Below are 19,508 nucleotides of genomic sequence, written 5' to 3' on the forward strand. Positions count from 1 at the left end.
CCCGCATGGATGTGCACGTCGTCGACCACCCCCTCGCGAAGGCCCGGCTCTCCACGATGCGCGACGCGCGCACGGACAGCGCCGCGTTCCGGGCCGCGCTGCACGAGCTGACCGTCATGCTGGTCTACGAAGCCACGCGCGACGTGCCGGTGAAGACCGAGCGGATCCACACGCCGGTCGCCCGCACCGAGGGCTACACGCTGGCCAAGCCGCCGCTGCTGGTCCCGGTCCTGCGGGCCGGCCTCGGCATGGCCGACCAGGCGCACAAGCTGATCCCGGACGCGCAGATGGGCTTCGTCGGCCTCGCGCGCGACGAGGAGACGCTCAAGCCGACGCCGTACCTCGAGTCGCTGCCGGAGTCGCTCGCCGACCGGCCGGTCCTGGTGCTCGACCCGATGCTCGCCACCGGCGGCTCGATGGAGTACACGATCCGGCTGCTGACCGACCGCGGCGCCGACGACGTCACGGCCATCTGCGCGCTGGCCGCGCCGGAAGGCCTGGCGCACCTGGAGAAGACCGGCCTGCCGGTCCGGGTGGTCACGGCCAGCATCGACGAGCGCCTCAACGACTCGGGCTTCATCGTGCCGGGCCTGGGCGACGCGGGTGATCGCCAGTACGGCGCCGTCTGAGCCGTTGCCGGTCCTGAAGTGGCGGTGGATCGCCGTGACGGCCGCCGGGGTCGCGGTCGTGACGGCCGGGTTGCTCTGGCTCTTCCTGGCCTGGTCCGGGCAACCGGACGCGCCGGTGCGCATCGACGCGGTCAAGACGGCGTTCGGCGTGGGCGCCGGCGCGGGCGGGGTGTTCGCGCTGTGGCTGGCGACGCGCCGCCAGCGCACGCTCGAGTTGCAGCTCGCCGAGACGACCCGCGTCGCGGGGGTGACCGAGCGGGACCTGGAGGAGCGGCGCGTCACCGAGCTGTACACCAAGGCCGTCGAGCAGCTCGGCAGTGACAAGCCGCCGGTGCGCCTCGGCGGGCTGTACGCGCTGGAGCGGCTCGGGCAGGACAACCCGAAGCAGCGCCAGACGATCGTGAACGTGCTGTGCGCCTACCTCCGGATGCCCTTTGACGGCCCGCCCGCGGGGCTCAGGGGCACGACCGCCCGCCGGCTGGCCGAGGACCCCGACGCGGGCGAAACGCTGGTCCGGCTGGCCGCGCAGGACCTGCTCAAGGCGCACCTGACCCACGACGCGGCCGGCTACTGGCCCGGTATGTCGCTCGACCTGCAGCGGGCCACCCTCGTCGACTTCCGGCTGAGCGGCTGCAGCGTGGAGGCCGCGGACTTCAGCCGGGCGAAGTTCGTCGGCGCGGTCCACATCCGCGGCACGACCTTCGCGCGCCGGACCGGCTTCTACGGCACGGAGTTCACCGCGCTCGCGAACTTCGACCGCACGGTCTTCGCCGAAGGTGCGTTCTTCACCCGGGCGCACTTCGGCGGCGACGCCGTCTTCACCCGGACCCGGTCAGGCGGCCGGTTCGAGTTCGCGAACGCCGTCTTCGACGGTGAAGCCGAGTTCGAAGACGGCGAGCACGCCGGCCTCGAACTGGCGGGGGCGGAGTTCGGTCAGGACAGCGGTTCCTGAGGCCGCAGCCAGCCGGAGGCGTTCGCCCGCAACGCCGTTTCGTACGAGCTCGTGACGTCGAAGCCCTCCGGCAGGTTGCCGGTCAGTTCCAGGGAGACGAGCCCGTGCACGAAGGCCCAGCAGCCGACCGCGACGGTCTCCGGGGGGACGTCGAGGAAGACGCCGTCGGCGATCGCGCGGCGGATGATCGCCTCCAGGGGCTCCAGCGTTTTGCGGGCCAGCTTCTCGGCGTCTTCGTTGGGCTCGAACCCCGGCAGGGACTTCGTGAACATGATCCCGTAGAGGTTCGGGTCGGCCAGCGCGCTGGCGCGGTAGGCGCTGCCGAGCGCGACGAGGTCTTCGACCGGGTCGCCGGTCAGGGGCGTGCCCGCCATGCGGGCGCCGAAGCGCCGGAACCCTTCCGTGTAGAGCGCGTTCACCAGTTCGGGTTTGCCGCCGAAGAGGGAGTACACGGCGGTGGTCGACGTGCCGGCGTCGGCGGCAAGCTTGCGCAGGGAAAGCGCCTTCGGCCCGTCGGCAGCGATGAGCTCACCGGCGCGGTCGAGCAGTTTCAGCCGCAGCGCTTCGTCGTGCGTGCGTGGTCGAGCCATCCACGCAGCGTAGCGCAACACTGTTATGAATCGCCAGGCCGGGAGTTGACCTGGAGTGCACTCCAGGTCGTAGTGTCGAGGTCATGAGCTACTCGATAGCGGAAGCCGCGCGACGTAGCGGACTGTCCATCGACACCCTCCGGTACTACGAGCGCATCAAACTGCTCGACCCGCCCGCCCGCGACACCGCCGGGCGCCGCGCCTACTCCGACGAGGACCTCGGCTGGCTGGGGTTCCTGACCAAGCTGCGCACCACCGGGATGCCCATCAAGAGCATGCGCGAGTACGCGTCGCTGCGCCGGCACGGCGTGGCCAGCGCGGGCCGCCGCAAGGCCCTGCTGGTGGAGCAGCGCCGGTCGGTCGCCGAGCGGATCGCCGAGCTGCAGGCCTGCCTCGACGTCCTCGACTACAAGATCGACAACTACGCCCAGGTCGAGCGCAAGGTGCTCGGCGTCGAACCCGGCATGGAGGAGATTTCCGCGTGAAGACCAGGAAGCTCGGCGCCCTGGAGGTCAGCGCCCAGGGGCTCGGCTGCATGGGGATGAGCCAGTCCTACGGCGTCCGCGACGACGAGCAGGAGTCGGTCGCGACGATCCACCGGGCGCTCGACCTCGGGGTCACGCTGCTGGACACCGCGAACGTCTACGCCAACGGCGTCAACGAGGAGCTGGTCGGCCGCGCGATCGCCGGCCGGCGCGACGAGGTCGTCCTCGCGACGAAGTTCGGCATCGTGTGGACCGACGGCGCGATGGGCGCGCGCGGTGACGCGGAGTACGTCAAGAAGAGCTGTGACGAGTCGCTGCGCCGGCTCGGCGTCGACCACATCGACCTGTACTACCAGCACCGCGTCGACCCGGCCACGCCGATCGAGGAGACCTGGGGCGCGCTGGGCGAGCTGGTGGCCGCCGGGAAGATCCGGTACGCCGGGATCTCCGAGGCGAGCGCGGCGACGATCCGCGCGGCGCACGCGGTGCACCCGGTGACCGCGCTGCAGAGCGAGTGGTCGCTGTGGACCCGCGGCATCGAAGGCGAAATCCTCGGCACCTGCCGGGAGCTGGGGATCGGCGTCGTGCCGTTCTCGCCGCTGGGGCGCGGATTCCTGACGGGCGCGGTGAAGTCCGTGGCGGACCTGCCCGAGGACGACATGCGCCGCGGCCTGCCGCGCTTCGCGGAGGGCAACTTCGAGCGCAACACGGCGATCGTCGACGCGCTGCGGAAGCTGGCGGAGGAGAAGGGCGTCACGGCCGGTCAGCTGGCGCTCGCCTGGGTGCAGTCCCACGGCGAGGACGTCGTGCCGATCCCGGGGACCAAGCGCCGCAAGTACCTCGAGGAGAACGTGGCGGCGGCTTCGCTGGACCTGACGGCGGACGACCTCGCGGCCATCGAAGCGGCCGCGCCGGCGGAAGCCGTCGCGGGGGAGCGCTACCCGGAGCGGCTGGCGCGCGCCGCCGGCCGGTAGGCAACTCCTTCTGAGCCTTTTCTGAGATCTCCGGAGCAGGCTCGGCATCGATCAAGGTGCCGAGCCTGCAGGAGGTCGTCGTGGCGGAAGTGCTCGATTGTCTGGTCGTCGGGGCCGGGCCGGCCGGGCTGCAGCTGGGGCAGCACCTCGGCCACGCCGGGCACCGGTACCTGGTGCTGGAGGCCGGTTCCGCGCCCGGCCACTTCTTCGAGACCTTCCCCCGGCACCGGACCCTCATCTCCATCAACAAGAAGCACACCAGGTACGGCGATCCCGAGCTGCGCCTGCGGATGGACTGGAACTCGATCCTCGCGGAAGGCGACGACGAGCCGGTCCTGTTCACGGACTACAGCGAGAAGCTCTTCCCGGACGCCCCGGATCTGCTTCGCTACCTAGCCGACTACGCGGCGAAACACCAAGTGCAGGTCCGCTACGACACCCGGGTGACGCGCATCCGCCGCGATCCGGAAAGCGCTCTCTTCATCGTCACCGCCGGTGATGACGAATGGCAGGCGCGCCGGCTCGTCCTGGCCACCGGCGTCACCAAGCCGTACATCCCGCAGTTCCCCGGCGTCGAGCTGATCGACCAGTACGCGGACGTCGACGTCGACCCGAAGAGCTTCACCGGCCAGCGTGTTCTCGTGCTGGGCAAGGGGAACTCCGCCTTCGAGACCGCCGACAACCTGTGCGAGACCGCCGCGGTCGTGCACGTCGGCGGGCCGCGGCCGGTGAAGCTCGCCTGGCGCACCCACTTCGTCGGCCACCTCCGCGCCTACAACGCGGGCATCCTCGACATGTACCAGCTCAAGCTCCAGCACGCGATCCTCGACGGCGAGGTCCGCGAGGTCCGCAAGGACGCCGACGGCTACCACGTCAAGTTCTCCTTCGCCCGCGCCGACGAGGTCATCAAGGAGATCCGCTACGACCGCGTGATCGGCTGCACCGGCTTCCGCTTCGACGCTTCCCTGTTCGACGAGGACTGCCGTCCCGAGCTGACGATCGACGACCGCTTCCCGGCGCAGACGCCGGACTGGGAGTCGGTCAACGTGCCCGGCCTCTACTTCGCCGGCACGATCACGCAGGTCCGCGACTTCAAGAAGGCCACGAGCGCGTTCATCCACGGCTTCCGCTACGGCGTCCGCGCGCTGGCGAAGGTCCTGGACGAGCGGTACCACGACACGCCGTGGCCGAGCGTCGAACTACCCGCCAAACCGGACGCGCTCACCGAAGCCGTGATCACTCGGATCAACCGGAGTTCCGCGCTGTACCAGCAGTTCGGCTTCCTCGGTGACGTCCTCGAGATCGACGGCGACACCGCCCGCTACCGCGAAGAGGTGCCGGTCGACCGGGTCCTCGCGAACCCGCCCGAGGACGCCTACGTCGTCACCCTCGACTACGGCCCCGACCACGACAAGATCGACCCGTTCGACTTCGTCGCGCGCGCGGCCCAGGACAAGGCGAACGACCACGGCGAAGGCCACTACCTGCACCCGATCGTCCGGCACTACCGCCGCGGCGAGCTCGTCGCCACCCACCACGTCACCGAGAACCTCGAGAACGAATGGGACAAAGAGGTGCACGTCGAGCCGCTGACCGCGTTCTTCGCGCGGGAGCTGTGATGCGGACGGTCGCGGAGTTCGAGGCGGCGGCCCGGCAACGCCTCGATCAGGTGCACTACGACTACTTCGCGGGCGGCGCGCAGGACGAAATCACCTTGGCGGAGAACGAATCGGCGTTCAAGAAGCTGCGGCTGCTGCCCCGGGTGCTGCGCGGCAGCGACAAGCGCGACCTGAGCCTGACGCTGCTCGGGACGCCGTCCTCGATGCCGATCCTCGTCGCCCCGACGGCGTTCCACCGGCTCGCGCACGCCGATGGTGAGGTGGCTACCGCGCGGGCCGCTGCCCGGGCGGGCACGATCATGATCGTCAGCATGGCCTCGACCACGGCGATCGAGGACATCGCCGCGGCGGCCCGCGAGGTCGCGCCGGATCCGGGCCTGTGGTTCCAGCTCTACCTGCAGCCGGACCTGGAGTTCACCGAGGCGATCGTGCGGCGCGCCGAAGCCGCGGGGGTGAAGGCGTTCGTCGTGACCGTCGACTCGCCGGTGCTCGGCCGCCGCGAGCGCGACGACCGCAACGACTTCCACGACCTGCCGGCCGGGCTGGTCGTGGAGAACCTGCGCAACATCGGCGAGAACCGCAGTGGCGGGAACACCAGCCACGTCCGCGAGATCGTCATGTCGGCCGGGCTGAACTGGGACCACATCGCGTGGCTGCGGGGGAAGACGAAGCTGCCGGTGCTGATCAAGGGCGTCCTGCACCCCGAGGACGCGCGGCTGGCGGTGCACCACGGCGTCGCCGGGATCGTCGTGTCCAACCACGGCGGCCGGCAGCTCGACACCGTGCCCGCCACGATCGACGTCCTCCCCGAGATCGCGGCGGCCGTCGGCGGGGCGATCCCGGTGCTGCTCGACGGCGGGATCCGCCGCGGCACCGACGTCGTCAAGGCCCTCGCCCTGGGCGCGGACGCGGTCGGCGTCGGCCGCCCGGTCGTCTGGGGCCTGGCCGCGGCCGGCCGCGACGGCGTCACGCAGGTCCTGGAGCTGCTGCGTGACGACTTCGACCAAGCGCTGGCCATGTGCGGCGGCCGGCACCCGGCCGACCTCACCCCGGACCAGGTGCGGCGATGATCGGCAAGGCGCTGGCGGCGGCCGCCGTGGCGACCGCGCCCGCGTGGCTGCCCGGCCGGGTCGTGGCGCTGCGCATGAAGATCTTCGCGCTGGTCAACGGCGAGGACACGGTGACGATCCCGGGCGAGCAGGTCGGCGCCCGCGACTTCAAGCGCGTCTACGCCGATCCGGCGGCGAACGGCCGCAGCCAGGGCGCGGCGCTGTCCGACCTGTTCTGGTACTGGCTCGCACCCGGGCCCGAGGTGCACCAGGAGCACCTCGAACCCGGGCCGCGCTACGACGAGGTCGCCAAGTGCACCCGGCACATCCTGGTCAAGTCCAAAAAGGACTCCGAAGAGCTGGCCCGCCGGGTGGCCGCGCACGTCCTCGAGGACCTCGGCCCGGGGCTGGTCCGGCTGCGCGACGAGATGATGCCGATCTGGGCCGAGCTGTACTACGAGCTGGTGTTCGACGAGCCGTGCCCGCCGGAGGCACGGGACCTCATCGTGGGGCACGCCGACGACGTCGTCTCGGCCCTGAAGTGCGTGCGGCCGCGGAACATGCGCCGCCGGGCCCGGCTGACGAAGTACCTGCGCCGGCGCCTCGCCGACATCCCGCACCCGCTGCCGGACTCGCTGACGCCGGAGGAGCAGGCTTTCTACCTCCAGGGCACGTTCTTCAACACCGCCGTCGTGCAGATGTCCGAGGCGATGGCGCACCTGCTGATGATCATCGCGCAGGACCCGGACGTCCAAGCCCGGCTCGCCGCGCACCCGGACGACGACGCCTACCTGGACCAGGTGATCCTGGACGGCCTGCGCGCGTTCCCGCTGTTCGGCATCGCGCACCGGATCTCGACCGCGGACATCGAGCTGCCGGACCTGACGATCCCCGCCGGGACAGTGCTGTGCTTCAGCTACCCGGGTTTCGCCTCGCAGACGGCGAAGGACGACTTCATCCCGTTCGGGGTCGCGCAGAACCGCGCCTGCCCGGCCCGCGGCCTGGCCCCGGTGACCATGCGCGTCGTGGCCCAGGAGGTCCTGCGCCGGTTCAGCCTCGCCTCGACGGCCGGGCACACGCGCTCGATCCCCAACCGCGGCCCGGTGCTGCTCACGCCGCGCGGCGCCCGCCGCAAGCACGCGCCGCTGGTGTGGCTCGCGGTCCGCGACCGCTGGGAAGACGTCTGGCGCAGCTTCGCCCAGCTGGTCTTCGGGACGTACATGGTGCTCGACGCGCGGAAGCAAGCCCTCTGTTCCAGGTACTTCGCCGGAGGTGAGTCATGAGCCCGTCCGAAGCGGCGCCGGTCTTCTTCCTGGCCGTCGTGGTGATCCTCGTCGTGGTCAGGCTGGTCTGCCTGGTCGCGGTCAAGCTCGGCCAGCCGCCGGTGGTCGGGGAGATGATCTCCGGCGTGCTGCTCGGCCCGTCGCTGCTCGGCCTGCTGCTGCCGGGCGTGCAGGCCGCCCTGTTCCCCGACGCCATCCGGTCGCTGCTCTACGTCGGCGGCCAGATCGGCCTGGTCATCTACATGTTCGGCGCCGGTTACGAGTTCAGCTTGAGCAGCATCGGGAAGTCCCGCAAGGCGGTCGCCGCGATCTCCTCGGCCGGGACGCTCGTGCCCCTGGTGCTCGGCTTCGGGGTCAGCGCCGTCGGCCTGAGCTGGGTCGGCATCGGCAAGGAGGGCGTTTCGCCGGTGACGTCGATGGCCTTCGTCGGCGTCGCGCTGGCGATCACGGCGTTCCCGATGCTGGCGCGGATCATCACCGAACGCGGGATCGCCTCGACCCGGTTCGGCTCGCTGGCGCTGGCCTGCGGCGCGCTCGACGACGTGCTGGCGTGGGTCCTCCTGGCCGTCGTGCTCGGCATGCACGCCGGTTCGGCCGGGCCGGTCGCGCTCGCGCTCGGCGGCGGTGTCCTGTTCGCGGGGCTGGTGTTCATCGTCGGGCGGCGGCTGCTGGCCAAGGCGATGAGCAGCGAGCGCGTGAGCGTCGACCAGCGCGTGCTGATCACCGCGATGACGTTGTTCGCGGCGGCCTGGTTCACCGACACCATCGGGCTGTACGCGGTGTTCGGCGCGTTCTGCGTGGGCATCGCGTTCCCCCGCGCGCCCGCGGCCGACGCCGTGCTCGCGAAGATCATGCCGATCGGGCGGATCGTGTTCCTGCCGCTGTTCTTCACCTATTCCGGCCTGAACACCCGGTTCGCGCTGCTCGCGGACCCGAAGCTGCTCGCGTTCGCGGTGGTGTGCGTGCTCGTCGCGATCGTCGGCAAGCTGGGGGCGTCCTGGGGCGCGGCGCGGCTGGCGGGGGAGCCGCCGGCGATCGCCTCGCGCGTCGGCGTGCTCGTCAACGCGCGCGGGCTGATGCAGCTGATCGCGCTCAACGTCGGGCTGGCCGCCGGGATCGTCTCGCCCGCCTTGTTCACGGTGCTGGTGCTCGTCGCGTTGGTCACGACCGTGATGACCGCGCCGGTGCTCGGGTGGCTCGACCGGCGCGATGCCCGCAAGGGGACCAGCGAGGTGCTCCCGACGGCCGAGCCGGTCCCGGTAACCGGGAAAAGTTGAGGGTTCAATTCCGGAAGATCACTGCCAGTATGGGTTCGTGCACGATGGGGCGGCTAAACCGAGAGTGCTCTTGGTCGAGGACGACCGCGAACTGGCGGGCCTGCTCGCCGAACTGCTCGCGGAGGAGGGCTACGAAACCGACGCGGCGCACGACGGCCAGCGGGGCCTGCACCTCGGGCTCACCGGGCAGTACGACGTGATGGTCATCGACCGTCGCCTCCCGGTGCTGGACGGGCTCGAGCTGCTCGTCCGGCTCCGGGCGCGCGGGGTGACCACGCGGGTCCTGGTGCTTTCGGCGCTGGGCGAGCTCGCCGACCGCGTCGGCGGCCTCGACGCCGGTGCCGACGACTACCTCGTCAAGCCGTTCGAGGCCGAGGAGCTGCTGGCCCGGCTGCGCGCGCTCGGCCGTCGCGACCTCGAGGGTGCCGAGTGCCTGCCGGTCGGCACCGCGGCCCTCGACCTGCTGCGGCACGAGGTCGTGCTGCCGCGCGGGGAGCGGATCACGCTGTCCGGGCGGGAGTTCGAGCTGCTGCGGACCCTGGCGCAGCGGCCCAAGGCGATCCACCCGCGCGCGACACTGCGCACGAGCGTCTTCGCCGACTCCACCGGGGAGTCCATTGTGGACACCTATGTGTACTACCTGCGGCGCAAGCTCGGCCGCGACGTCGTCCGGACCGTGCACGGCCTCGGCTACCAGATCGGCGCGGTATGAGACCCGACCCCGAAGAGCGGGCCCTGCGGCGGGCGCGGTGGGCGATCACCGCGCAGATCGCCGTGGTGGTTTCGCTGCTGGTGGCGGTCGCGGGCGGGATCGCCTACGGGATGCTGATTTCGCGGCAGCACGCCGAGGCCGACCGCACGCTGGCCCGCACGACCGAGCTGGGCCCGGCCGCGACCCCGCCGGGGTGCGTCTGGCTGTTCACCCCGGCCCTGCACGCACCCGCGGGCCCGCCGCCGGCCGGGATGCCCATCCCGGCGTTGACCGCGACTGTGCCGTCCCCCGGCGACGTCCACACGGAACGGCGTTCGATCGGCGGCATGACGTACACGATCCGCGTCGAGAACCGTGGCGGCGTCGTCTCGCAGGCGTTCTTCGAGGAGCTGTACCAGATCCAGGACCGTTCGGCGCTGGTGTCCGGGCTCATCGTCGCCGAGGTGCTCGCCCTGCTGGCGGCCGTGCTGTGCGGCCGCGTGCTGGCGTGCCGCGCGATCCGCCCGCTGGCCGACGCGCTGCGGCGGCAACGGACGTTCGTCGCGGACGCCTCCCACGAGCTGCGTGCCCCGCTGACCCGGCTGCACACGCGGGCGCAACTGCTGGCCCGGCGCGCGTCCGGCCGCGACGCGGCGGACCTCGACCAGCTGGTGCGCGGCACGCGGGAGCTCGGCGACGTCGTCGAAGACCTGCTGCTGTCGGCGCAGGCGTGCGACCGGCAATCGCTGGAGCTGGTGGAACTCGGGTCGCTGGCGGAGGAAGCCGTCGCGGCGGAGGCGGTGCGCGCGGGGGAGGGCCACGTCCGGCTGGCGGTGACGCGCGAGCGGCGCGAGTACGTCGTCCAGGGGGTCCCGACGGCGCTGCGGCGCGTGCTTTCGGCGTTGCTGGACAACGCTTTGGGCCACACCCCACCCGGCGGCTCGATCGAGGTGTGGCTGGGCGTGCCGGACGAGCGGCACGTGGAGCTGCGGGTGCGCGACACGGGCGTCGGCTTCCCGGCGGCCGACGCGGAACGCATCTTCGAGCGGTTCGCCCGCGGCTCGGACGGCGACGGCCGCCGCTTCGGCCTGGGCCTGGCCCTGGTCCGCGAAGTGGTGACGGGCCACGGCGGCACGATCGCGGCCGCAGGCCGTCCCGGCGACGGAGCCACGTTCACCCTGCGCCTGCTCCGCGCCGACCCGGCGTGATCAGAGAGGCATCACGCGTGATTGGACGGGCATCACGCGTGACTGGAGGGGCATCGGCGTGATGCCTCCCCAATCACGCGTGATGCCTCTGGGAACACGCGTGATGCCCCGCTGAGCACGGGGTTCAGGCCAGCAGGGCCTGGACCGCGGCGGGGGCGTCGGCGATGGCGACCGGGTTCTGCTCGCGGGTGGCGAGGCTGCGGACCGTGACGTTGCCCGCCGCCCAGTCCTCCTGGCCGACGATCACCACCGCGACCGCGCCCGCCTTGTCCGCGCGGCCGAGCTCCTTGCCCAGCTTGCGGTGCTCGATCGGCGTCGACGTGCGGAGCCCGGCGGCGCGCAGGGACCGCGCGACCGAACGGGCCTCGTCCGACAGGTCTTCGGTCACCGGGATCACCATGACGTCGACCTCGCTGCGCGGCGCCGGCGTGAGGCCGTGCGTGTCGAGGAAGTCCATCAGCGTGACGTCACCCATGCCGAACCCGATGCCCGGGATCTGCTGCGGCGTGAACATCGACGCGAGGTCGCTGTAGCGGCCGCCGCCGAAGAGGGCGCGGCGGTTTTCCGGCGAGGTGTCGAAGACCTCGAACACCGTCGACGTGTAGTACGCCAGCCCGCGCACGATCATCGGCTCGTACTTCACCAGGCTGCCCGCGCTGCCGTTCAAGACGCGCACCAGGTTCGACTGCTCGCGCACCTCGGCCGGCAGCTCGTCGAGCAGCGCCTCGCCCGCACTGAGCGTCTCGGCCAGCTTCTCGAACCCCTTGTCCGACAGGCCGATCTCGGCGGCGCTCTCCGCCAGCTTCTCGCGCGGGTACTTCTCCCAGCGGTCGACCAGCGCGAACACCTGGGCCAGGTGGTCCTCGGAGACGCCCGCGACGTCGGTGAGCGCCGACGTCAGCAGGTTCCGGTCGTTGACGCGCAGCACGAACATGTCCGGCGTCGCGCCCAGCGCGGCCATCAGGTCGTGCACCAGCTCGAAGATCTCGATCTCGCAGTTCGCGCTGTCCGAGCCGAAGATGTCCGCGTTGATCTGCCAGTGCTCACGGACCCGGCCGCGCTGCGGCGCCTCGTACCGGTGGCAGTTCGGGTGGCTGTACCAGCGGACCGGGAACGACAGCGACTTCGCGCTCCCGGCGATCATCCGGGCCACCGACGGCGTCATCTCCGGGCGCAGCGCCAGCCGCCGCCCGCCCTTGTCGGTCAGCGTGTACAGCTGCTTGTCGGCGAGCTCCTGACCGGACTTCCGCTCGTAGATCTCGGCCGATTCGAGGATCGGGCCGTCGTAGCGGAGGAAGCCGCGGCGCTCGAGGACCTCGTAGAGATGTCCGAACACCTGGGTGCGCACGGACATCTCGGCGGGCAGGAAGTCCCGGGTCCCCTTGTAGGGCGCGGTCGGCAGGTATTCAGGCACGTCACCCAGCTTAACGACCGGGGCTCAGGCGAAGGCGACCCCGTAGGCCGTGAGCAGCGTGGCGGCGCCGAGGAGCACGGCTCCGGCCGACGTGACGCGCCCGCCGAGCTTGCCCCGGTCCGGGACCAGGTGCAGGAAGAACCCGCCGGACTGGGCGAGGATCCCGAAGAGCAGCAGGAAGCAGGCGATCCACAGCGTGCTGCCGGAGAAGGTCGTCCGGCTCAGGATCTGCAGCGCGACCAGGGCGAGGATCAGCAGGACGCCGGCGTGCGCGTGGCCGGCGCGGAACATCGCGCGCTGGTGTTCGGTGAGCTTCTTCTCGCGCAGCACGCCCATCAGCGCGTAGCCGCCGTACATCACGGTCGGCAGCGAGACCAGGGCGATCACCGTGAACAGCTGGGTCGGTCCGTGCATCGGGGACTCCTTCGAGGTGGGTGAGCGCAACAGTAACACTGTTTTAAAACGCTGTCACCAAATCAGGCGTTCCCCGATCGGGGACCTAGGCCGCCCGGCCGCGGGCCAGCACCAAGAGCGGGTTCCGGAGCGCGGACAGCGACGCCAGCGGATCGCCCTCGACGACGAGCACGTCCGCGGCGAGGCCCGCTTCGAGCCGCCCGGTCACGTCGGCGAGGCCCAGCCCCGCCGCGGAGTCGCAGGTGGCGATCTCGAGGATCCGCCGCCGCGGGAAGCCCAGCCACTCGTACAGCTCCAGCGCGCCCACCGGGTCGTCGAACACCGAGCCCGGCAGGCCCGCGTCCGTCCCCGACAGCAGCCGGACGCCGTGTTCTTCCAGCCACGGGAGCCGCCCGTACATCGCCTGCGCCGCGTCGTCACCCAGTTTCTCGACGATCACCCGCCAGTTGCGGCTGCTCGTCGAGCACGCCGAGATCCCCGACGCCGCCATGCGCGCGGCCACGGCGTCGCGGCGGTCGAACGAGCGCGGCCCGGTCAGGAAGCTACAGTGCTCGATCGTCGACACCCCGGCCGAAACCGCCGCCTCGATCGCGTCCGCGCCGTGCGCGTGCGCGGCCACCGGGAGCCCGTGCGAAGCCGCGTGGGAGACCACCACCGAAAGCTCGCGCTCGGAGAACTGCGACTCCCACATGTCCGCGCCGCCCTCGGTGATCTGGCCGCCGCTGGCCATCACCTTGATCACGTCCGCGCCCGCTTCGGCGTTGGCGTCGACCAGCGCGCGGATCTCGTCGTCGGAAGCGACCGCGCCGCCGAAGAAGTGGCAGTGCCCGTCCGGCACCGTGATCGGCGGGCCCGACACGAGCAGCCGCGGCGCGGCCTCGCCGTCGAACGACTGGCGGACCGCCGCACCGAGGTGCCCGCGGTCGCCGAGGTCCCGCACCGTCGTGACCCCGCTGCGCAGCATCGAAGACAGCCGCGAGCGCGCGTCATCCACCGACGTGCCGGCCGAGAAGTGCGCCAGCATCTCCCGGGACGCGTCGAAAGCCAGGTGCACGTGGACGTTGAACAGCCCGGCCAGCACGGTGGCGGTGGGGAAGTCGTGCCGCTCGGCGTCCGGTGACGCCTGCGCGACGACGTCCGCGCGCGGGCCGGCCGCCACGATCACGTCGTCGCGGACCAGCACGGCGCCGTCTTCCACCGGCGCCGACGGCCGGGGCAGCACCCGGCCGGCGGTGATCAGGATGTCCACGTCACGCCCCGTTCTCCAGTGCGGCCGACAGCGCGAGCAGCGGCCGGACGTCGGATTCGATGTCGTCCGCCGGCGCGGGCAGGATCTGCTTGGCGTGGCCGTCGCTCTCCTCGCCGGCCGCGTGCCGCTCCAGCGCCGTCTTCAACGCGGCCGCCGCGGCGCCGGGGTCGGTCGCGACGACCTCGCCGAAGTCCGCGTCCAGGTAGGGCGAAAGCTGCACCAGGCCGTCCCGGATCTCGATCACCCGGCGGTAGTGGACGCGGTGGATGCTGCGCGGCGAAAGCCGTTCGCTCCGGCGGCGCGGCGGCGTCCGCAGCACGATGCTGGGGAAGGCCTGGACCAGGACCGTCCACAAGGGACCCAGTGCCTGGTGCTCCCGGCGGTGCTGACGTCGGCGTCGCAGCGCCGCAACGCGCGCCCGGACGCCGGGGTAGGTGACGCCGAGCAGGAACAGGATCCCGCCGATGATCACGAACGGCACCCCGAGCAGCAGCAGGACCTTGACGACCGGCCCGAACGCCCACGCCACCACGATGTACAGCGCGCGGAAGATGCTGCCGATCGCCGCGCAGGCCATGCCGGCCGCGCTGAGCCGCAGGCCGATCCGCAGGTGCCGGTCGGCCACCCGCTGGTAGCGCACGATCCAGGCGGTGCAGGCGATGAGGCCGTAGATCAGGTACAGGCCGGCGCCGAGGTAGAACACGGCGATCCCGGAGTCGTGGATCGTCGACGGCCCGAGCGGGAGCCCGCGCAGCTGCGGCGGGGTCAGGGCCATCGCGACGATCATCAGCGCGATCGCTGCGGCCAGCGGCACCAGCTCCACCGCCACCCGGCGGTAGCGCCGCGGGCCGAGCGCCGAGCCGAGGAAGAAGATGACCAGCGCGCACACGCCGCACGCCAGCAGCGCGTTGTTGGCCACGCGCGCGGCACCGAGGCCGAGGACCGCGTCGACCTCGTCGGACACCACCGGCTGCTGCAGCAGGAACGCCGCGGCGAACCCGGCGACGCACGCCGTCACTGCCCAGTTCGGCACCGTCGGCGCACGTTGCACCTGGTAGATCCGCCACGCGAGCGCGGCGGCGAACAGCACCAGCGCGACGATGTTCACGGGGCTGAAAAGTGTGCTCACAACCACCCTTGGTGATCGCCGAGCGCCCCCTGGATCCGGCGGAGATCCCGGTCCGCAGCGCGCCGCGGGATCGTGTAGTTCAGGACCGACGCCCACTCGAGGATGATGGTCGCGACGGTCTCGGCTTCCCACTCGTGCGCGTCATCGTAGGACGACCGGCGCAGCGCGCGGTGTACGGCATCCGGGTCAAGATCCGGAACCGGGCCGCGCAGGAAGTCCGCCGGCTCGGCGTCGCCGTGCGGGTGGTGGTCGGCCAGCATGTGGCCGAGCTCGTGCAGGATGATGTGGTCCTGGTGGGACTTCGTCGTTTCGGCCTGGTAGAAGATGTAGTCGGCCGCCGACGTCGCGATCCAGCAGCCGAACGGGCCCGGCACCTCGAGCGGGTAGGCCATCAGGCGGATCGGCTTCCCGCGCTGCTCCCCGAGCCGCGCGCACAGGACTTCGACGTCGAGCGGCGGGCCGATGTCGAGCTGCTTGAGCAGCTTGCGGCAGCGGCGGCGCAGCTCCCGTTCCTTCATCGCGCGGCGTCCTCCGGGTTCCGGCCCTCGCGTTCGGCCCGTTCGTAGCGCTCCACCAGCTCCAGCAGGTCCATGACCTGCCTTCGCCCCTGCGGCGAAAGCTCCTGCGCCCGCATCGCCATCAGCTGCGCTTCCCCGGCCGGGGGTGCGGCCGCCTCTTCGTCGAAGAAGTACGTCACGGGCACGCCGAACAGCTTCGCCAGCGCCTCGACGTAGTGGATCTTCGGGTTGACGCGCTTGCCCGTGGCCAGCTGCTGCAGGTAGGCGGGCGACATCGCCGGCCCGCCGGCCCGCTCGACGGCCGCCGAGATCTCCCGGTAGCTGTGCGGCGCGCGGCCGTCCACCCGAGCCGCCTCGATCAGGGCGCTGAGGCGCTCCGCGAAGGTGCGTTCCCGTGCCATCTCCGCCCCCTAGGTTTCCGCCGTGAAAATTCTAGCCGGGAAACCACTGTACGCACATGTTGACAGCTATCGTATGCAGTGGTTTACAGTTGGCGCGCCTCTCGTCTTGCTCTCCGTACCCTGGGGGTGTACGGAACCGCAAGACGAGAGGCCGTCGTGTCCGCCGACTCGTCATGATCGGCCGTCTGTAGTACGCTTCGGGAGCCAAGGTTGAACGCCCTCGCGGCGATCCCTTGGCCAACGGCCTGTTGCCGGAGGTCGACCCCCAGGGCTTCCGGTGACAGGCCCCCTAATCTTCTTGAATGTCTCCGTTTGAATGTCTCCGTCAGGCCATCACCGTCGCGGCGAGCGTGCCGCCCAGTTCGGTGCAGGCGTCGAGGGTCTTCTTGTCCGGGTCGCCCGTCGTGATCACCGGGTCCGCCGCCTTCGCCCAGCCCAGCCCCGTCGTGATGGCCAGCAGCTGGCGCTCGGTCCCGGACGTGTCGCTGTTGCCGTGGATCCAGTAGCCGAACGGACGGCCGCGCGTCGCGTCCAGGCACGGGTAGTAGACCGTGTCGAAGAAGTGCTTCAGCGCACCGCTCATGCTGCCCAGGTTCGCCGGGGTGCCCAGCAGGTAGCCGTCCGCCTCGAGGACGTCGGGCACGGTCGCCGCCAGCGCCGGCCGGCGCACGACCTCCACGCCCTCGATGTCCGGGTGCGCCGCCCCGGCCAGCACCGCTTCGAACAGCGCCTGCGTCGACGGCGACGGCGTGTGGTGCACGATCAGCAGCCTCGGCATCAGGCGAGCAGCTCCTCGACGGTCCGGCGCAGCGCCGTCAGCCGTTCCTGCGCCGCGGCCCGCGCGTCTGCCAGCGAGCCCGTCACCGGCGTCACGACCTGCAGGTACGCCTTCAGTTTCGGCTCGGTCCCGGACGGGCGCACGACGACGCGGACGCCTTCGCCGGTCAGGCGCAGCACGTCCGCGTCCGGCAGCAGGTCTTCGAGCGTCACCGCGACCCCGCCCAGCTCTGCCGGCGGCGTCGCCCGCACCTTCGCCATCAGCTGCCCGCGGACGGCGAGGTCCGTGACGCGCAGCGAAACCTGGTCGGTCAGGTGGACGCCGTACCGTCGCGCCAGGTCGTCGAGGACGTCCAGCGGTGTGCGGCCCTCGGCCTTCAGCCGCGCGGCGTACCCGGCGGCCAGCGTCGCGGCGGCGATGCCGTCCTTGTCCCGCACGAAGCCCGGGTTGACGCACAGGCCGAGCGCTTCTTCGTAGGCGAACACGAGCCCTTCGCCGGCGCGGACCAGCCACTTGAACCCGGTCAGCGTCTCGGCGTAGTGGGCACCCTCGGCCTTCGCGATCTCGCCGAGCATCGACGACGAGACGATGGTCGTCGCGACCAGCGGGTCCGACAGGACCGTGCGGTCCACTGTGGACAGCAAGTACGAGCCGAGCAGCACGCCCGTCTCGTCGCCGCGCAGCATCCGCCAGGAACCGTCGCGCTCGCGGACGCCGAGCGCGCACCGGTCGGCGTCCGGGTCGAGGGCGATCGCCAGGTCGGCGTCCACATCGGACGCCAGCGCGAGCAGCTGGTCCGTCGCGCCCGGTTCCTCCGGGTTCGGGAACGACACCGTCGGGAAGTCCGGGTCCGGTGACGCCTGGTCGGCCACCAGGCGCAGGTCGGTGAACCCGGCCCGCTCGAACGCCGCGTGCAGCGTGTCGGCGCCGACGCCGTGCAGCGCCGTCGCGGCCACGCGCACCACGCGGTCCGCGCCCATCGGCAGCGCCGCCACCTCTTCGAGGTAGGCGTCCAGCAGGTCGACGACCTGGGCACCCGGCGCCCGCGGCACGCTCACCGCGGCGGGCGCGGCCTCGATGGCCCGCTCGATCTCGCCGTCGGACGGCGGCACGATCTGCCCGCCGGTCGCGTCGTAGAGCTTGTACCCGTTGTCCGCCGGCGGGTTGTGCGACGCGGTGATCTGGATGCCCGCCACCGCGCCGAGCCGGCCGACGGCGAACGCGAGCACCGGCGTCGGCAACGGCTTGGGGAACACCTTGACGTCGAAGCCGGCCGCGGACAGCACCTCGGCGGCCGCGGTCGCGAAGGCTTCCGAGCCGTGCCGCGCGTCGCGGCCGACGACGACCAGCGTGCCCGCGTGCCCGTGCGCCTTCAGCCACTGGGCGACCCCGGCCGTCGTCCGGGTGACGACGGCGACGTTCATCCCGTTCGGCCCGGCGCGCACCGGCCCGCGCAGCCCCGCGGTGCCGAACTCGAGCGGCCCGGCCATCCGGTCCGCCAGCTCGTCGCCGGCCGCGGCGTCGCCGCCCATCGCCCGGGCGAGGACGTCCTGCAGCTCGGCGCGGGCGTCGTCGTCGGGGTCGTCGGCGATCCAGCGGAACGCGGCGTCACGCAGGGTGGAGGTCACAGTCACCGCGCCAGCCTACGGGCTAGGGTCGGGGGAGTGCGCTTGCTCTTCACCTCACTGGGGTCCTACGGTCACACGTTCCCGCTCGTCCCGCTGGCGGTCGCCGCGCGCGACGCGGGCCACGACGTCGTCTTCGCCACGTCCGAAGATTTCCTGCCACAGCTGACCAAAGCCGGGCTCGAGACGGCCGCGGCCGGGCTCGCCATCAGAGACGCGTTCGGCCAGGCGTTCGCCGGAGCCGGCCCGGCCGGCCCGCGGCGCCCGCCGGGCGAAATCCCGCCGGAGGTGCTCGGCCCGATCGTCGCGAAGGTGTTCGGCGAGCTGATGCCGGGCCGGTTCGTCGCCGACCTGCTGCCGCTGTTCGAGCAGGTCCGGCCGGACCTGGTGGTGAGCGAGTCGGGCAACTCGGGCGGCGCGTTCGCCGCGATGAAGGCCGGGATCCCGGTGGTGGCGCACGGGTTCGGCCGGGTGTCGGCCGACGACCCGATGGTCGTGCAGATCCGCGACGCGATCCGCGCCCACGCCGCGGAACTGGGCATCACCGTCGGCGAAGACCTCGCGTTCGGCGGCCCGTTCGTCGACATCTGCCCGGAATCGGTGCAGGAGCCGGGTTTCCTGGCCCGCACGACGCGCGTCCCGCTGCGGCCGGTCGGCTGGAGCGAGCCGGGCGAGCTGCCCGCGGGCGTGCTGGACCGCTCGCGGCCACTGGTCTACCTGACGCTCGGCACGGCGATGGGTCACGCGGGCGTCCTCGGCGCGGCGATCGAAGGTCTGTCCGGGTTGGACGTCGACGTCTTGGTCGCGACGGGCCCGACAGTCGACCCGGCGGCGCTCGGCGAGGTGCCGTCGAACGTCCGGCTCGAAGCGTGGGTCCCGCAGTCGGAGCTGCTGCCGCACGTCGACCTGGTGGTCCACCACGGCGGCAGCGGCACGACGCTCGGCGCGTTCGGCGCGGGCCGGCCGCAGCTGCTGCTCCCGCAGGGCGCGGACCAGTTCAGCAACGCGGACGCGGTCGTCGCGGCCGGCGTCGGCGCGCGCCTGCTCGCCGCCGAGGTCACGGCCGAAGCCGTGGCCTCCCGGGCCCGCACGTTGCTCACGGACACCGCGGTCGCCGACGCGACCCGCACCCTGGCGGCCGAAGTCGCGGCCATGCCCTCCCCGGCCGACGTCGCCGCCCAGCTCCCCGGCTTCGCCTGAGCCGATGGCGGCACTTCCCCGGG

Annotated in this window: 20 protein-coding genes; 11 read left to right on the forward strand and 9 right to left on the reverse strand. The window is 71.9% G+C overall.

The annotated features are described in order from the left end of the window. The first annotated feature begins 5 nt into the window (after positions 1 to 5). Both upp and ACYVLJ_RS28285 read left to right on the forward strand, forming a co-directional pair. Positions 6 to 629, forward strand: coding sequence for a uracil phosphoribosyltransferase (gene upp, locus ACYVLJ_RS28280; protein WP_361101620.1), 624 nt, complete (start codon positions 6 to 8; stop codon positions 627 to 629). Positions 630 to 663: 34 nt separating this feature from the next. Then, complete coding sequence (locus tag ACYVLJ_RS28285) at positions 664 to 1,581, forward strand: pentapeptide repeat-containing protein (RefSeq protein ID WP_460440948.1); 918 nt, start codon at positions 664 to 666, stop codon at positions 1,579 to 1,581. On the opposite strand, the gene ACYVLJ_RS28290 is transcribed toward ACYVLJ_RS28285, so the two are convergent. Continuing rightward, positions 1,563 to 2,171 (reverse strand): TetR/AcrR family transcriptional regulator, encoded by a 609-nt coding sequence (locus ACYVLJ_RS28290; protein ID WP_460440949.1) that lies wholly within the window; start codon positions 2,169 to 2,171, stop codon positions 1,563 to 1,565. The genes ACYVLJ_RS28285 and ACYVLJ_RS28290 overlap by 19 nt on opposite strands. 83 nt (positions 2,172 to 2,254) lie before the next feature. On the opposite strand from ACYVLJ_RS28290, the gene ACYVLJ_RS28295 reads away from it, so the two are divergent. The 8 genes from ACYVLJ_RS28295 to ACYVLJ_RS28330 all read left to right on the forward strand — a co-directional run bounded on the left by ACYVLJ_RS28295 (position 2,255) and on the right by ACYVLJ_RS28330 (position 10,757). Further along, entirely contained in the window at positions 2,255 to 2,656 is a 402-nt protein-coding gene (locus ACYVLJ_RS28295) for a MerR family transcriptional regulator (RefSeq protein ID WP_451977676.1), read from the forward strand. A gap of 50 nt (positions 2,657 to 2,706) precedes the next feature. Beyond that, a complete protein-coding gene (locus ACYVLJ_RS28300) occupies positions 2,707 to 3,630 on the forward strand; it encodes an aldo/keto reductase (protein WP_460441131.1) in 924 nt (307 codons plus the stop codon). Positions 3,631 to 3,710: 80 nt separating this feature from the next. After that, the gene (locus ACYVLJ_RS28305; protein WP_460440950.1) at positions 3,711 to 5,249 is read left to right on the forward strand and encodes a Rossmann-fold NAD(P)-binding domain-containing protein; all 1,539 of its coding nucleotides are present in this window, start codon (positions 3,711 to 3,713) and stop codon (positions 5,247 to 5,249) included. Beyond that, positions 5,249 to 6,319, forward strand: coding sequence for an alpha-hydroxy acid oxidase (locus ACYVLJ_RS28310; protein WP_460440951.1), 1,071 nt, complete (start codon positions 5,249 to 5,251; stop codon positions 6,317 to 6,319). Before ACYVLJ_RS28305 ends, ACYVLJ_RS28310 begins: the two co-directional genes overlap by 1 nt. Continuing rightward, complete coding sequence (locus tag ACYVLJ_RS28315) at positions 6,316 to 7,581, forward strand: cytochrome P450 family protein (protein ID WP_460440952.1); 1,266 nt, start codon at positions 6,316 to 6,318, stop codon at positions 7,579 to 7,581. The genes ACYVLJ_RS28310 and ACYVLJ_RS28315 overlap by 4 nt, the downstream gene beginning before the upstream one ends. Continuing rightward, positions 7,578 to 8,858, forward strand: coding sequence for a cation:proton antiporter (locus ACYVLJ_RS28320; RefSeq protein WP_451977664.1), 1,281 nt, complete (start codon positions 7,578 to 7,580; stop codon positions 8,856 to 8,858). Before ACYVLJ_RS28315 ends, ACYVLJ_RS28320 begins: the two co-directional genes overlap by 4 nt. A 64-nt stretch (positions 8,859 to 8,922) precedes the next feature. Further along, a complete protein-coding gene (locus ACYVLJ_RS28325; protein WP_460440953.1) occupies positions 8,923 to 9,570 on the forward strand; it encodes a response regulator transcription factor in 648 nt (215 codons plus the stop codon). Continuing rightward, positions 9,567 to 10,757 carry a sensor histidine kinase gene (locus ACYVLJ_RS28330; protein WP_451977658.1) on the forward strand — a complete coding sequence of 397 codons (1,191 nt, stop codon included), beginning with the start codon at positions 9,567 to 9,569 and terminating at the stop codon, positions 10,755 to 10,757. The genes ACYVLJ_RS28325 and ACYVLJ_RS28330 overlap by 4 nt, the downstream gene beginning before the upstream one ends. 124 nt (positions 10,758 to 10,881) lie before the next feature. Here ACYVLJ_RS28330 and hisS read toward each other — a convergent pair whose 3' ends face one another. The 8 genes from hisS to ACYVLJ_RS28370 form a co-directional block, all read right to left on the reverse strand. Next, positions 10,882 to 12,171: a histidine--tRNA ligase gene (gene hisS / locus ACYVLJ_RS28335; protein WP_460440954.1), complete on the reverse strand. Its 1,290-nt coding sequence runs from the start codon at positions 12,169 to 12,171 to the stop codon at positions 10,882 to 10,884. Between the two features lie 24 nt (positions 12,172 to 12,195). Beyond that, on the reverse strand, positions 12,196 to 12,585 hold the full coding sequence (locus ACYVLJ_RS28340) for a hypothetical protein (RefSeq protein ID WP_460440955.1): 390 nt from the start codon (positions 12,583 to 12,585) through the stop codon (positions 12,196 to 12,198). An 85-nt stretch (positions 12,586 to 12,670) separates the two neighbouring features. Continuing rightward, on the reverse strand, positions 12,671 to 13,834 hold the full coding sequence (locus ACYVLJ_RS28345; protein WP_460440956.1) for an amidohydrolase family protein: 1,164 nt from the start codon (positions 13,832 to 13,834) through the stop codon (positions 12,671 to 12,673). Between the two features lies 1 nt (position 13,835). After that, positions 13,836 to 14,963, reverse strand: a complete 1,128-nt coding sequence (locus ACYVLJ_RS28350) for an MAB_1171c family putative transporter (protein WP_460440957.1) — start codon at positions 14,961 to 14,963, stop codon at positions 13,836 to 13,838. Further along, positions 14,960 to 15,481: a hypothetical protein gene (locus tag ACYVLJ_RS28355; protein WP_451977643.1), complete on the reverse strand. Its 522-nt coding sequence runs from the start codon at positions 15,479 to 15,481 to the stop codon at positions 14,960 to 14,962. The genes ACYVLJ_RS28350 and ACYVLJ_RS28355 overlap by 4 nt, the downstream gene beginning before the upstream one ends. Next, positions 15,478 to 15,882, reverse strand: coding sequence for an XRE family transcriptional regulator (locus tag ACYVLJ_RS28360; protein WP_360684221.1), 405 nt, complete (start codon positions 15,880 to 15,882; stop codon positions 15,478 to 15,480). Before ACYVLJ_RS28360 ends, ACYVLJ_RS28355 begins: the two co-directional genes overlap by 4 nt. A 325-nt stretch (positions 15,883 to 16,207) precedes the next feature. Then, complete coding sequence (locus ACYVLJ_RS28365; protein ID WP_460440958.1) at positions 16,208 to 16,660, reverse strand: flavodoxin family protein; 453 nt, start codon at positions 16,658 to 16,660, stop codon at positions 16,208 to 16,210. Beyond that, a complete protein-coding gene (locus tag ACYVLJ_RS28370) occupies positions 16,660 to 18,294 on the reverse strand; it encodes a phospho-sugar mutase (RefSeq protein ID WP_460440959.1) in 1,635 nt (544 codons plus the stop codon). Before ACYVLJ_RS28370 ends, ACYVLJ_RS28365 begins: the two co-directional genes overlap by 1 nt. Before the next feature lie 30 nt (positions 18,295 to 18,324). Between ACYVLJ_RS28370 and ACYVLJ_RS28375 the strand changes: the two genes are divergently transcribed. Next, positions 18,325 to 19,485: a glycosyltransferase gene (locus ACYVLJ_RS28375; RefSeq protein ID WP_460440960.1), complete on the forward strand. Its 1,161-nt coding sequence runs from the start codon at positions 18,325 to 18,327 to the stop codon at positions 19,483 to 19,485. Positions 19,486 to 19,508 lie beyond the last annotated feature (23 nt).

The sequence above is a fragment of the Amycolatopsis stemonae genome (assembly GCF_054781455.1).